The sequence below is a fragment of the Pseudomonas tritici genome, assembly GCF_014268275.3.
GTDB lineage: Bacteria > Pseudomonadota > Gammaproteobacteria > Pseudomonadales > Pseudomonadaceae > Aquipseudomonas > Aquipseudomonas tritici.
In genome coordinates this window covers 724042-738313 of the sequence record NZ_CP077084.1, presented here as the reverse complement: position 1 = coordinate 738313, position 14272 = coordinate 724042, and the positions used below count along the sequence as shown (strand labels likewise).

Here is a 14272-nt window from a genome sequence, read left to right as displayed (position 1 = left end):
ACGGTCTGTCAGACGGCCACCCACTGCAAGTAGGTTAGACGTAGCTGCGTGCCGCGCATTTATGACTGACGTTTCCCCAGGAAAGCCGTCAGCCGATGAACCGACTCGCGGGAGTGGTTGCACCTTGGCCGCGAATGCTATTCAACAAAGCAAATAAGGTGCAACCAGTTTCGTGAGAATAAGTTGCACCTTGATGTGAAAAGTGCAAAACACCCCGTTTTTGCTACTTTTCGGAGCAAGAACAGCCAAACTCAGAAGCAAACGCACCAAGGCAGAGCCGATTCCATTGAGGTCCATTTTATTTCAGGTACCCGTGCGAAAATTTCATGCATAAAAAGGGTTGCACCCGGTTGCACCTATGCATGCGCAAAGCTAATCTTGCCGCCAGCTGATGCCACTCGGTAGTGGCACCCATGAGGATAAGAAAATGGCTACGACCACCCTTGGGGTCAAACTTGACGACCCAACCCGCGAGCGCCTCAAGGCTGCCGCGACCTCCATTGATCGCACGCCGCACTGGCTGATCAAGCAGGCGATTTTCAATTACCTGGAGAAACTGGAGGGTGGTGCAACCCTGACTGAACTCAATGGCTTGAGCAGCAAGGAGGCAGACGACGCAGGCGAGGTCCAGAACGACCACGCCCACCAGTGCTTCCTTGAGTTCGCCGAGAGCATCCTGCCGCAGTCCGTACTGCGCGCCTCGATCACCGCCGCTTACCGCCGCCCTGAGCCGGAAGTGGTGCCGATGCTGATCGAGCAGGCTCGCCTGCCGGCCTCGATGGCCGAAGCCACCAACAAGCTCGCCGCCTCGATCGCCGAAAAACTGCGTAACCAGAAAAGTGCCGGCGGCCGTGCCGGGATTGTTCAGGGCCTGCTGCAGGAATTTTCCCTGTCTTCCCAAGAAGGCGTGGCGCTGATGTGCCTGGCCGAAGCGCTGCTGCGTATCCCGGACAAAGGCACCCGTGACGCATTGATCCGCGACAAGATCAGCACCGGCAACTGGCACCCGCACTTGGGCAACAGCCCATCGCTGTTCGTCAACGCCGCCACCTGGGGCCTGTTGCTGACCGGCAAACTGGTCGCCACGCATAACGAAGCAGGGTTGACCTCGTCCTTGAGCCGCATCATCGGCAAAAGCGGCGAGCCGATGATCCGTAAGGGCGTCGACATGGCCATGCGCCTGATGGGCGAGCAGTTCGTCACCGGCGAAACCATCGCCGAAGCCCTGGCTAACGCGAGCAAGTTCGAAGCCAAGGGTTTCCGCTACTCCTACGACATGCTCGGTGAAGCCGCGCTGACTGAGCACGATGCGCAGAAGTACCTGGCCTCGTACGAACAAGCCATTCACTCAATCGGCAAAGCCTCCCACGGCCGTGGGATTTATGAAGGCCCGGGCATCTCCATCAAGCTGTCGGCACTGCACCCGCGTTACAGCCGTGCGCAGTACGAACGCGTGATGGATGAGCTGTACCCGCGCCTGCTGTCCCTGACGCTGCTGGCCAAGCAATACGACATCGGTTTGAACATCGACGCCGAAGAGGCCGACCGCCTGGAGCTGTCGCTGGATCTGCTGGAGCGCCTGTGCTTCGAGCCGCAACTGACCGGCTGGAACGGCATCGGTTTCGTGATCCAGGCCTACCAGAAGCGTTGCCCGTATGTGATCGACTACGTCATCGACCTGGCACGCCGCAGCCGCCATCGCCTGATGATCCGACTGGTAAAAGGCGCGTACTGGGACAGCGAGATCAAGCGCGCCCAGGTTGAAGGCCTGGAAGGCTACCCGGTGTACACCCGCAAGGTTTACACCGACGTTTCCTACATTGCCTGCGCACGCAAGCTGCTGTCGGTGCCGGAAGTCATCTACCCGCAGTTCGCCACGCACAACGCCCACACGCTGTCGGCCATCTACCATATCGCCGGTCAGAACTATTACCCCGGCCAGTACGAGTTCCAATGCCTGCACGGCATGGGCGAACCGCTGTACGAGCAGGTTGTAGGCAAAGTATCCGAAGGCAAGCTGAACCGTCCGTGCCGCGTGTACGCACCAGTCGGCACCCACGAAACATTGCTGGCTTACCTGGTACGTCGCCTGCTGGAAAACGGCGCGAACACCTCGTTCGTCAACCGTATCGCCGACCAGTCCATCTCGATTCAGGAGCTGGTGGCCGATCCAGTGGCCAGCATCGAGCAAATGGCTACGCTGGAAGGCGGCTTCGGCCTGCCGCACCCGCGCATCCCTTTGCCGCGTGACCTGTATGGCAGCGACCGCGCCAACTCGGCCGGTATCGACCTGGCCAACGAACATCGCCTGGCCTCCTTGTCCTGCGCCCTGCTGGCCACCGCTCACAACAACTGGAAAGCGGTGCCGATGCTCGGTTGCGCTTCCAGCAATGAAGCAGCGGCACCGGTACTGAACCCGTCCGACCTGCGTGATGTGGTCGGCCATGTGCAGGAAGCCACTGTCGAAGACGTCGACAACGCTATCCAGTGCGCCATCAACGCGGGTCCGATCTGGCAGGCCACCCCGCCCGCCGAACGCGCCGCGATCCTGGAACGCGCCGCCGACCTGATGGAAGGCGAGATCCAACCGCTGATGGGCCTGCTGGCTCGCGAAGCCGGCAAGACCTTCGCCAACGCCATCGCCGAAGTACGCGAGGCCGTGGACTTCCTGCGTTACTACGCCGTGCAGGCGCGCAACGATTTCACCAATGACGCCCACCGCCCACTGGGCCCGGTGGTGTGCATCAGCCCGTGGAACTTCCCGCTGGCGATTTTCAGCGGCCAAGTCGCCGCGGCCTTGGCCGCCGGTAACCCGGTACTGGCCAAGCCTGCCGAGCAAACGCCGCTGGTGGCCGCCCAAGCCGTGCGCATCCTGCTCGAAGCCGGTATTCCGGAAGGCGTGCTGCAATTGCTGCCGGGTCAGGGGGAGAGCGTGGGTGCGCGCCTGGTCGGTGATGATCGCGTCAAAGGCGTGATGTTCACTGGCTCCACTGAAGTGGCGCGCCTGCTGCAACGCAATGTCGCCGGTCGCCTGGATGCCCAGGGCCGTCCGATCCCGCTGATCGCCGAAACTGGCGGCCAGAACGCGATGATCGTCGACTCCTCGGCGCTGACCGAACAAGTGGTCATCGACGTGGTGTCTTCGGCCTTCGACAGCGCCGGCCAACGTTGCTCGGCCCTGCGCGTGCTGTGCCTGCAGGAAGATTCGGCAGACCGTGTGATCGAAATGCTCAAGGGCGCCATGGCGGAATGCCGCTTGGGTAACCCGGAACGTCTGTCCGTCGACATCGGCCCGGTGATCGACGCCGAAGCCAAGGCCGGCATCGAGAAACACATCCAGGCCATGCGCGACAAAGGCCGCAACGTTTACCAAGTGGCGATTGCCGACGGCGAAGAAATCAAGCGCGGCACCTTCGTGATGCCAACCCTGATCGAGCTGGAAAGCTTCGACGAGCTGCAACGCGAGATCTTCGGCCCGGTACTGCACGTGGTGCGTTACAAGCGCAAAGAGATCGACCAGCTCATCGGCCAGATCAACGCTTCCGGCTATGGCCTGACCCTGGGCGTGCACACGCGTATCGACGAGACCATCGCCAAGGTGATCGACAACGTCAATGCCGGTAACGTCTATGTGAACCGCAACATCGTTGGCGCTGTGGTCGGCGTGCAACCCTTCGGCGGCGAAGGCCTGTCGGGCACTGGCCCGAAAGCCGGCGGCCCACTGTACCTGTACCGCCTGCTGTCAATGCGTCCTACGGATGCCATCGAGCAATCCTTCGTACGTGGCGACGCATTGGCTGCACCGGACGTGCGCCTGCGCGACGCCATGAGCCAGCCGCTGACCGCCCTGAAAACCTGGGCCGACAGCAATAAGTTCAGCGAACTGAGTGCCTTGTGCAGCCAGTTCGCCGCGCAATCGCAAAGCGGTATCACCCGCCAACTGGCCGGGCCGACCGGCGAGCGCAACAGCTACGCCATCCTGCCCCGCGAGCACGTACTGTGCCTGGCGGACGTGGAAGGCGATTTGTTGACTCAACTGGCGGCGGTATTGGCGGTGGGCGGTTCGGCGGTATGGCCGGAAACCGAGCTGACCAAGGCGTTGTTCTCACGCCTGCCTAAAGAAATTCAGGCGAAGATCAAGCGCGTGGCCGACTGGACCAAGGATGAAGTGGTGTTTGACGCGGTTCTGCATCACGGTGATTCCGACCAGCTGCGTGCGGTGTGCCAGCAAGTGGCCCAGCGTGGTGGCGCGATTGTTGGGGTGCATGGTTTGTCGCAAGGCGAAACGGCGATTGCGCTGGAGCGTTTGGTGATTGAGCGTGCGCTGAGTGTCAACACTGCTGCAGCGGGCGGTAACGCCAGTTTGATGACCATCGGCTAAACCCTTCCCCCTGTGGGAGCTGGCTTGCCTGCGATGCAAGCGACGCGGTGCTACTGACAGACCGTAGCGATGCCATCGCAGGCAAGCCAGCTCCCACATGGACTGTGCACGCCTTGCGCTGTTGTTTTGCCCCTCCATCACCCAGATCAATCTTGCTATCCAGCCTCCATTCGCGCACTTAGACTCAGGCCAATTCCTCCAAAGGTAAGCCGCCATGTCCGAGACGCTGCTCAGTTCCCGCAATCTGGCTTTCGAGCTGTACGAAGTCCTCGATGCCGAGGGCCTGACCCAGCGCGAGCGGTTTGCCGAGCACAACCGCGAAACCTTCGATGCGGCCATCAGTACCGCGCGCAACATCGCCGAAAAGTATTTCGCCCCTCACAACCGCAAGAACGACGAGAACGAACCGCGCTACGAGAACGGTGCAGCCATCCTGATTCCGGAAGTCAAACCGGCGGTGGATGCCTTCCTTGAAGCCGGGTTTCTCAACGCAGCCCGAAGCTTCGAAGCGGGCGGCATGCAACTGCCCACCCTGCTCTCTCAAGCGTGTTTTGCGCATTTCCAGTCAGCGAACGCGGCGTCCACTTCCTATCCGTTCCTGACCATGGGCGCCGCCAACCTGATCGAAAGTTTCGGCACCGATGATCAGAAACAACGCTTCCTGCAACCGATGATCGACGGCCGCTTCTTCGGCACCATGGCCCTGACCGAACCCCATGCGGGCTCTTCGCTGTCGGATATTCGTACGCGCGCAGAACCTGCGGCGGACGGCACTTACCGGCTCAAGGGCAACAAGATTTTCATCTCCGGTGGCGATCACCCGCTGTCGGAAAACATCGTGCACATGGTGCTGGCCAAGCTGCCGAATGCGCCCGCCGGGGTGAAGGGCATTTCGCTGTTTATCGTGCCCAAGTTCCTGGTCAACGACGATGGCAGCCTGGGCGAGCGCAACGACGTGCTGCTGGCGGGGCTGTTCCACAAGATGGGCTGGCGCGGGACGACGTCCACCGCGCTCAACTTCGGCGATAACGGTAGTTGCGTCGGCTATCTGGTAGGTAAACCGCACCAGGGCCTGAGCTGCATGTTCCAGATGATGAACGAGGCACGCATCGGCGTCGGCATGGGTGCGGTGATGCTCGGTTATGCCGGCTACCTCTACTCGCTGGAATACGCCCGCGAACGCCCACAAGGTCGCCTGCCCGACAGCAAAGACCCCACAACGGCGCCGGTCTCGATCATTCAGCACGCGGATATAAAGCGCATGCTGCTGACCCAAAAATCCTACGTGGAAGGCGCCTTCGACCTTGGCCTCTACGCTGCACGACTGTTCGACGACACCACCACCCTGGAAACCGAAGCCGAGCGCAAGCACGCCCACGAACTGCTGGACCTGCTCACGCCCATCGTCAAATCCTGGCCTTCGGAGTTCTGCCTCAAGGCCAACGAACTGGCAATCCAGATTCTCGGCGGCCATGGCTACACCCGCGAGTACCCGGTGGAACAGTACTACCGCGACAACCGCCTGAACCCGATCCACGAAGGCACCCACGGCATCCAGTCCCTGGATTTGCTGGGGCGCAAGCTCGCGCAGAACGGCGGCGCGGGGTTGAAGCAACTCATACGACTGATTGCCGAAACCGGTGCACGGGCGCAGGAATACCCAAGCCTGACCGCACTAAGGGAACCGCTGGAACAGTTGGTCAACCGCCTGCAAAGCGTCACCATCGGCCTGCTGACGGATCTCGCCCAAGGCAAGGTCAACAGCAGCCTGGCAAATTCGGCGCTGTACTTGAAGGTGTTCGGGCATACGGTGATTGGCTGGCGCTGGCTGGAGCAGGCGATTCGCGCCGAAGAAGGATTGGCCAGGGGCAATGCGGCGGATGTGGCCTTTTATAAAGGCAAGCTCCAGGCCGCCCGGTACTTCCTGACCTGGGAAGTACCGAGCTGCCATCATGAACTGGCAATTCTGGAGGCACGCGATGACACGTGCCTCGGCATGCAGGATGAGTGGTTCTAAGGCGTTCCGATCGCCTTGGCAATCACATCGACCGTGGCGCTGACTTGCTCTTGGTAACGGTCGAGTTCCTGCTGGTGAGCCTGCTGCATTTCGATCTGCTCGGCGCACAGGTTCAGCGCCGCCAGCACCAGTAATTTGTCACCGATCAGGGTCGGGTACTTTTTCTTGGTGGTGGCAAGGGACGCCTTGAGCAGGGTCACGGCGTGCATCAGGGTTTTGTCTTCCCCGGCCGGTGCCTTGATCGAGTAATCCTCTCCGAGAATCGAAACGACCTTTATCCCTTCACTCATGCGCTGACAGGCCCTGCGCTCACACGCTCAACCAGCGCCTGGATACGGGCGGCGGTAGCGCCGTGCTTTTCTTCCTGCTCCATCAGGTTCAGTTGTAGGCTGTCGTTCTCATCCTTGGCGCGGGCCAATTCCGCCTTGAGGGATTCGTTGGTGCCCAGCAGATCCTGATTTTGTTGTACCAAGTCGCTGACGAGTTGTTCCAATTGGCTGAGGGATGCTTCTAACATTTTGATTTCTCTGGCTTTTCAAAGGGCGGTGACGATAAAGAAAATTCACCTCGGATGCCAGGGTTATCCCTGGCGCGCAGCCCGATTTTTAAGGGCCGGGCCGCACTTTCGAGCCTTAGTGACTGCATTTACCCGATCTGGTTCCTGAATCGACCAAGCCCCTCGTCAGGTGCGACAAAAACGCACACGCCCCTTTAGACTTTAGTCGTACGACCGATAGAGAGGGACACACCGTCTCATGGCCGCACGGATCGCGCTCTCCCCCAGGATTCCCCCATGTCGCTTCGTAATATGAATATCGCTCCGAGGGCCTTCCTCGGCTTCGCGTTTATCGGCGCGTTGATGTTGTTTCTTGGCGTGTTCGCCCTGAACCAGATGAGCAAGATACGAGCCGCTACCGAAGACATCACCCTGGCCAGCGTGCCGAGCATTCGCGCCCTCGATGAGTTCACCCAACTGACGTTGCGCCTACGGGTGCTGTCGTACCGCTTGCTGACTAACCGTGAGCCGGAGGTTCAGCAAAAGACGCTGGAAGCCTTTGAAGTGCGTAATCAGCAGATTCGCACGGCCCAGGGCATCTACGAAAAACTGATCGAGAGCAGCGAAGAGCGTACGGCCTACGACGACTACGTGCGCTTGCTTGGCCAGTACCATCAGATTGAAGAACGCATGAAGAGCCTGTCGCGGGCCAATCAGGTGGAAGAGCTGCGCAGCCTGCTCAATAACGAATTGCTGAGCAACTCCGAACAGGTCAACGCCGTGCTCACGCGCCTGCTGGACATCAATAACAAGATGGCCCTGGCGACTAACAAGGAGGCGGAAGACCAATACACAATGGCCTTCAACATGGTGGTGAGCCTCTTGGTGATCGCCACGCTGCTGACCCTCCTGTTCGCCTGGCTGCTGACCCGCAGCATCACCCTGCCCATTTCCCAGGCACTGGAAGCGGCGGAAGAAGTGGCCGAAGGCAACCTGACTCGCCCGATCAAAGTCGACGGCAACGACGAAGCCGGGCGCCTGCTGGCCGCCATGGCCAAGATGCAGGACAAGCTGCGCGACACCCTGCAACGCATCGCCGGTTCCGCTACCCAGCTCGCGTCAGCTGCCGAAGAGCTGAACGCGGTCACCGACGAAAGCGCCCGTGGCCTGACCCAGCAAAACAACGAAATCGAACAAGCCGCCACTGCGGTGAATGAGATGACCAGCGCTGTCGAAGAAGTCGCACGCAATGCGGTGAGCACCTCCGAAGCTTCGCGCAACGCCACCACCTCCGCCGGTGATGGCCGTGACTTGGTGCAGGAAACCGTCAGCGCCATCGAACGCATGAGCGGCGACGTACAGGCCACCGCCACGCTGATCGGCGACCTGGCCAATGAGTCGCGCGATATCGGCAAGGTGCTCGACGTGATTCGCGGCCTGGCCGACCAGACCAACCTGCTGGCCCTTAACGCCGCGATTGAAGCGGCGCGCGCCGGTGAAGCCGGACGAGGCTTTGCGGTGGTTGCCGACGAAGTACGCGCACTCGCCCATCGTACCCAGCAGTCGACCAGCGAAATCGAGCGGATGATCGGAAGTATCCAGGCGGGTACAGAGCATGCGGTGGATTCGATGCGCAACAGCACCGAACGCGCTGAGTCGACGCTGAACATCGCCAAAGGCGCGGGGATGTCGCTGGATACCATCAATACCGCGATCATCGAGATCAACGAACGCAACCTGGTGATCGCCAGCGCGGCGGAAGAACAGGCGCAAGTGGCGCGTGAAGTGGACCGCAACCTGGTGAACATCCGCGACCTGTCGGTGCAATCAGCGACCGGCGCCAGCCAGACCAGTGCGGCGAGCAGTGAGCTGTCACGGTTGGCGGTGGATTTGAACGGGATGGTGGGGCGGTTCCGTCTCTGAAATAAGATTCGCCTGACGACGCCTATCCCTGTGGGAGCTGGCCTGCCTGCGATAGCAATGTGTCAGCCAGCGCCTCTAGCGCCTGACACGCCGCCATCGCAGGCAAGCCAGCTCCCACATTTGGCTTTGCGCAAATCAGAAAAACCTTTTTGACAGCGCAGCAATTCAACAGGTTAGAATCGCTGGCACGCAGACTGCATGGTCAGTTTGCGCCCTGTCTTGTTTGCTCATGGAGTACTGCCTTTGAATGCGACGACCATCAACAGCCTGTTCTTGATCGGCGCGTTGCTGGTGAGTGCGAGCATTCTGGTGAGTTCTCTTTCGTCCCGCCTGGGTATTCCGATCCTGGTGATCATCCTGGCCGTGGGCATGGTCGCCGGCGTGGATGGCGGCGGCATCATCTTCGATAACTACCCGACCGCCTACCTGGTGGGCAACCTCGCCCTGGCCGTAATCCTGCTCGACGGCGGTTTGCGCACCCGGGTCGCGAGTTTCCGCGTGGCACTCTGGCCGGCCTTGTCGCTGGCCACGGTGGGGGTGTTGATTACCACCGGCCTCACCGGTATGGCTGCGGCCTGGCTGTTTGACCTCAATATCATCCAGGGCCTGTTGATTGGCGCCATCGTCGGTTCGACGGACGCCGCCGCGGTGTTTTCGCTGCTCGGCGGCAAGGGCCTGAACGAACGGGTGACCGCCAGCCTGGAAATTGAATCCGGCAGCAACGACCCGATGGCCGTGTTCCTCACGGTCACGTTGATCGACATGATTGCCAGTGGCCAGACCGGCCTGCACTGGAGCCTGCTCACTCACCTGCTCCGCGAGTTCGGCATCGGCGGTATCGTCGGCCTGGGCGGCGGCTGGCTGATGCTGCAGATGGTCAACCGGATCAACCTGGCCAACGGCCTGTACCCGATTTTGGTGATTGCCGGCGGCCTGTTCGTCTTCGCCCTGACCAACGCCCTGCATGGCAGCGGCTTCCTCGCCGTGTACCTGTGCGGCCTGGTGATCGGCAACCGCCCGGTGCGTAGCCGTCATGGCATTTTGCATATGCTCGACGGCATGGCGTGGCTGGCGCAGATCGGCATGTTCTTGGTGCTGGGCCTGTTGGTCACGCCCCATGATTTGCTGCCCATTGCCCTGCCGGCGTTGGGCCTGGCACTGTGGATGATCCTGTTTGCTCGGCCGCTGTCGGTGATGGTCGGCTTGCTGCCGTTCAAGGCGTTTCATGGCCGCGAAAAAGCCTTTATCGCCTGGGTCGGCCTGCGCGGCGCGGTCCCGATCATTCTGGCGGTGTTCCCGCTGATGGCCGGCCTGCCCCATGCACAGCTGTACTTCAACCTGGCGTTCTTTATCGTGCTGGTCTCGCTGCTGGTGCAGGGCACGAGCCTGCCGTGGGTGGCCAAGCTGCTCAAAGTCACCGTACCGCCGGACCCGGCGCCGATCTCCCGTGCGGCCCTGGAAGTGCATGTCACCAGCGAGTGGGAGCTGTTCGTCTACCGCCTGGGCGCAGAAAAATGGTGCATCGGCGCCGCCCTGCGTGAGCTGAAAATGCCCGAAGGTACGCGGATCGCGGCGTTGTTCCGTGGCCAGCAACTGCTCCATCCGTCGGGTAGTACGGTGCTGGAGGTGGATGATTTGCTCTGCGTGATCGGTCACGAACACAACCTGCCAGCCCTGGGCAAACTGTTCAGCCAGGCACCGCAACGCGGTTTGGATTTGCGCTTCTTCGGCGACTTCGTACTGGAAGGCGACGCCCAGCTGGGCGCGGTTTCCGCCCTGTACGGCTTGAAGCTGGAGGGCATTGACCCGGACATGCCGCTGAGCCGCTTCATCACCCAGAAAGTCGGCGGTGCGCCAGTCGTAGGCGACCAGGTGGAGTGGAACAACACCATCTGGACCGTCGCGGTCATGGACGGGAACAAGATTGGCAAAGTGGGCGTCAGATTCCCCGAAGGAAGTCGCCCGGGCCCCGGACTCTTCCTCTAAACTGCGGGGCGACAGTTCGCCCCCTTTTTTTCATTTTGCTCGACCGGTCTCTATGCCAACTCTGCGCACATTTCTCGCCACTGCCCTGCTGGGCTTGACCCTCTGTGTCGGCACCGTCCACGCGGCCGACCCGCCCAACGCCGACGCCATCCAGCAAACCCTGGACAAGCTGCCCGACCGTAAGCTGCCCGACGCCGACATGAAGGCGTTGCAGGCGATCCTGCAACAGACCCTGACGTACCTGGGCAACAAGCAGGACTATGAGCAGCGCCTCGTCGACCTGAAGCGCCAACTGGAAGACGCCCCGCGCCAGACCACCGAGAACCAGCGCGAGCTGACCCGGCTCAAGGCCACCAAAGTCATCCCGGTGGCCCAACGCTACGCCACCCTGCCTGTGCCGCAGCTTGAGCAACTATTAGTGCAGCGCAGCACCCAGCAGGGCGACCTGCAAAAAGAACTGGCCGACGCCAACAGCCTGTCCATCGCCGCACAGACCCGGCCCGAGCGCGCCCAGACCGAAATCAGCAGCAGCCAGACGCGCATCCTGCAGATCAATTCGATCCTCAAGGCTGGCAAAGACAACGGCAAAACCCTCAATGCCGACCAGCGCAACCAGCTCAACGCCGAACTGGCCGCCCTGAACGCCCTGATCCCCTTGCGCCGCCAGGAACTGGCGGGCAACAGCCAACTGCAAGACCTGGGCAACAGCCAGCACGACCTGATTCAGGAAAAAACCGCGCGCCTGGAGCAAGAAATCCAGGACCTGCAAACCCTGATCAACCAGAAGCGCCTGGCCCAATCCCAGCAGACCGTCACCCAGCAGTCCATCGAAGCGCAAAAAGCTGGCGGCAGCAGCCTGCTGGCCACGGAAAGCGCGGCCAACCTCAAGCTCTCCGACTACCTGCTTAAAAGCACTGACCGCCTCAACGACCTGACCCAGAAAAACCTGCAAACCAAGCAGCAGCTGGACACCGTGAGCCAGAGCGACTCGGCCCTGGACGAGCAGATCAACGTGCTCAAGGGCAGCCTGCTGCTGTCCAAGATCCTCTACAAACAGAAACAGGCGCTGCCGCGCCTGACGGTAGACCGCGACCTGGCAGACGACATCGCCAACATTCGCCTGTACCAATTTGAGGTCAACCAGCAGCGCGAGCTGATCAGTTCGCCCAGCGCCTATGTGGATAACTTGCTGGCCAACCAGGCGCCGGAGGATGTCACCCCGCAACTGCGCCGCACGTTGCTGGAACTGGCCATCACCCGCAGCGACCTGCTGGAGCGCCTGAGCCGAGAGCTGAGCTCGCTGCTGAATGAATCCATCACGTTGCAACTGAACCAGAAACAACTGCTCAGCACCGCCACCACCCTGCGGGCGACGTTGGATGAGCAGATGTTCTGGATCCCCAGCAACAAGCCGCTGGACACCGAGTGGCTGGAAACGGTCCCGGCGCACCTGAGCAAGCAAGTTGCCACACTGCCGTGGGCCTCCAGCGTCAGCGAACTTTATGACGGCCTGACCCAGCGCCCGCTGCTGTTCCTGCCGCTGCTGCTGGTGATCGGTGCCCTGCTGTGGCGACGTAAAGCCCTGTATCAGCGCCTGAGCAAGGTCCACCTGGATATCGGCCACTTCAAACGCGACAGCCAGTGGCACACGCCGCAGGCCATCCTGATCAACATCCTGCTGGCGATGCCGGTAGCACTGGGCCTGGCGCTGTGCGGCTATGCACTGCAAATCGACGCCCGTGGGCAGAACGCCAACCTCGGCGCTGCGTTGCTGCAAATCGCCCAGGCCTGGCTGGTGTTCTACACCGCTTATCGCATCCTGGCGCCGGGTGGCGTGGCGGAATTGCACTTCCGCTGGGAAAAACCCCAGGTCGAATTCCTGCAAGGCTGGATACGCAAGCTCGGGCTGGTGGTGCTGGCGCTGGTGGCCGTTGTGGCGATCGCCGAGCACCAGCCGGCGGCGCTGGCGGACGATGTGCTGGGCATTGGCGTGGTGCTCACGTGCTACGCGCTGATGGCCTGGTTGCTGGGTCGCCTGCTGCTCAACAGCCCAACCCATGAAAAAGCCTCACTGTTTCGCAAGGCGATCGGCCTGCTGTTTACCGCCCTGCCCGTCGCCCTGTTTATCGCCGTGTGCTTTGGCTATTACTACACCGCGCTCAAGCTCAGCGACCGCCTGATCAACACCCTGTACCTGCTGATGTTCTGGCTGGTGATCGAAGCCACCTTTGTACGCGGCCTGGGTGTTGCGGCACGGCGACTGGCCTATGCGCGGGCACTGGCTAAACGCCAGGCCGCCAAGGAAGCCGGTGATGGCGAAGCGGTGATCGAAGAGCCGACCCTGGACATCGAGCAGGTTAACGAGCAGTCGATGCGCCTGATCCGCCTGGCCTTGCTCGGCGGCTTCATCGCGGCGCTGTACTGGGTGTGGTCGGACCTGATCTCGGTATTTTCCTACCTGGACAACGTCACCCTGTACGAATACACCAGCGGCACCGGAGCGAATATCAGCATGGTGCCGATCAGCATCGGCGATTTCCTCGGCGCGTTGATCATCATCGGCATTACCTTCGCACTGGCGCGCAACCTGCCCGGTTTGCTCGAGGTGCTGGTGCTGTCCAAATTGGAGCTGGCCCAGGGCAGCGCCTACGCGACGACCACGCTGTTGTCGTATGTGATTGCCGGCATCGGTTTTGTCTCCACCCTCTCCACCCTCGGCGTGAGCTGGGACAAGTTGCAATGGCTGGTGGCGGCGCTGTCGGTGGGGTTGGGCTTTGGTATGCAGGAGATCTTCGCCAACTTTATCTCCGGCATCATGATCCTGTTCGAACGCCCGGTGCGCATCGGTGACACCATCACCATCGGCAACCTGTCGGGCACGGTGAGCAAGATCCGCATCCGCGCCACGACGATCACCGACTTTGACCGCAAGGACATCATTGTCCCGAACAAAACCTTCATTACCGGGCAACTGATCAACTGGTCGCTGACCGATACCATCACCCGGGTCACCCTGAAGCTGGGCGTGGACTACGGCTCCGATCTGGACCTGGTGAAGGAATTGTTGCTCAAGGCTGCCAGGGAAAACCCACGCGTGTTGAAGGAACCGGAACCGCTGGTGTACTTCCTCAACTTCGGCGAAAGCACCCTCGACCACGAGCTGCGCATGCACGTGCGCGACCTGGGCGACCGCAACCCCGTGCTGGATGAGGTCAACCGCTACATCAACCGTGAGTTCAAGAAGCAGCACATCAACATCTCGTTCCGGCAGATGGAGGTGTACCTCAAGAACATGCACGGCCAGGAGTACAAGCTGGTGCCGGTCGAAGACGAGCGCAAGACCATCGTCGGGCCGGCCCCTGAGCAGGACACCCCCGAGCCGCCAGCCGCCAAAGTCGAAGATGCGCCGGAGCCTCCGCCGAGCAAACTCGACTAACGCCGCTATCCCCAGCAGAATGCTCGGACATTC

At 61.2% G+C, this 14272-nt stretch carries 7 protein-coding genes and 1 pseudogene; 6 read left to right on the top strand and 2 right to left on the bottom strand.

Going from position 1 to position 14272, the window contains the following annotated elements:
• Positions 1-427: 427 nt before the first annotated feature.
• Both putA and HU722_RS03160 read left to right on the top strand, forming a co-directional pair.
• Complete coding sequence (gene putA / locus HU722_RS03165; RefSeq protein WP_065875279.1) at positions 428-4381, top strand: trifunctional transcriptional regulator/proline dehydrogenase/L-glutamate gamma-semialdehyde dehydrogenase; 3954 nt, start codon at positions 428-430, stop codon at positions 4379-4381.
• 214 nt (positions 4382-4595) lie between these two features.
• Positions 4596-6398: an acyl-CoA dehydrogenase gene (locus HU722_RS03160; protein ID WP_065889136.1), complete on the top strand. Its 1803-nt coding sequence runs from the start codon at positions 4596-4598 to the stop codon at positions 6396-6398.
• Here HU722_RS03160 and HU722_RS03155 read toward each other — a convergent pair.
• Together HU722_RS03155 and HU722_RS03150 are read right to left on the bottom strand one after the other, a co-directional pair.
• Positions 6395-6688 carry a cell division protein ZapA gene (locus tag HU722_RS03155; protein WP_065875281.1) on the bottom strand — a complete coding sequence of 98 codons (294 nt, stop codon included), beginning with the start codon at positions 6686-6688 and terminating at the stop codon, positions 6395-6397. The two genes, HU722_RS03160 and HU722_RS03155, sit on opposite strands and share 4 nt — an antisense overlap.
• Positions 6685-6915 (bottom strand): hypothetical protein, encoded by a 231-nt coding sequence (locus HU722_RS03150; protein ID WP_049710369.1) that lies wholly within the window; start codon positions 6913-6915, stop codon positions 6685-6687. Before HU722_RS03150 ends, HU722_RS03155 begins: the two co-directional genes overlap by 4 nt.
• A gap of 276 nt (positions 6916-7191) precedes the next feature.
• On the opposite strand from HU722_RS03150, the pseudogene HU722_RS29145 reads away from it, so the two are divergent.
• The 4 genes and pseudogenes from HU722_RS29145 to mscK all read left to right on the top strand — a co-directional run.
• Positions 7192-7914 (top strand): annotated as a pseudogene (locus HU722_RS29145) (MCP four helix bundle domain-containing protein); the annotation flags it as partial.
• A gap of 30 nt (positions 7915-7944) precedes the next feature.
• Positions 7945-8817, top strand: a complete 873-nt coding sequence (locus HU722_RS29140; protein ID WP_406958487.1) for a methyl-accepting chemotaxis protein — start codon at positions 7945-7947, stop codon at positions 8815-8817.
• A 243-nt stretch (positions 8818-9060) separates the two neighbouring features.
• The gene (locus HU722_RS03140) at positions 9061-10803 is read left to right on the top strand and encodes a potassium/proton antiporter (protein WP_065875283.1); all 1743 of its coding nucleotides are present in this window, start codon (positions 9061-9063) and stop codon (positions 10801-10803) included.
• Between the two features lie 52 nt (positions 10804-10855).
• On the top strand, positions 10856-14239 hold the full coding sequence (gene mscK, locus HU722_RS03135; RefSeq protein ID WP_065875284.1) for a mechanosensitive channel MscK: 3384 nt from the start codon (positions 10856-10858) through the stop codon (positions 14237-14239).
• Positions 14240-14272 lie beyond the last annotated feature (33 nt).

Bases quoted from the DNA above. Each gene is read 5' to 3' on its own strand.
- HU722_RS03155 (WP_065875281.1), bottom strand. From the start codon at position 6,688: ATGAGTGAAGGGATAAAGGTCGTTTCGATTCTCGGAGAGGATTACTCG.
- HU722_RS29140 (WP_406958487.1), top strand. From the start codon at position 7,945: ATGGCCAAGATGCAGGACAAGCTGCGCGACACCCTGCAACGCATCGCC.
- putA (WP_065875279.1), top strand. From the start codon at position 428: ATGGCTACGACCACCCTTGGGGTCAAACTTGACGACCCAACCCGCGAG.
- HU722_RS03150 (WP_049710369.1), bottom strand. From the start codon at position 6,915: ATGTTAGAAGCATCCCTCAGCCAATTGGAACAACTCGTCAGCGACTTG.
- mscK (WP_065875284.1), top strand. From the start codon at position 10,856: ATGCCAACTCTGCGCACATTTCTCGCCACTGCCCTGCTGGGCTTGACC.
- HU722_RS03160 (WP_065889136.1), top strand. From the start codon at position 4,596: ATGTCCGAGACGCTGCTCAGTTCCCGCAATCTGGCTTTCGAGCTGTAC.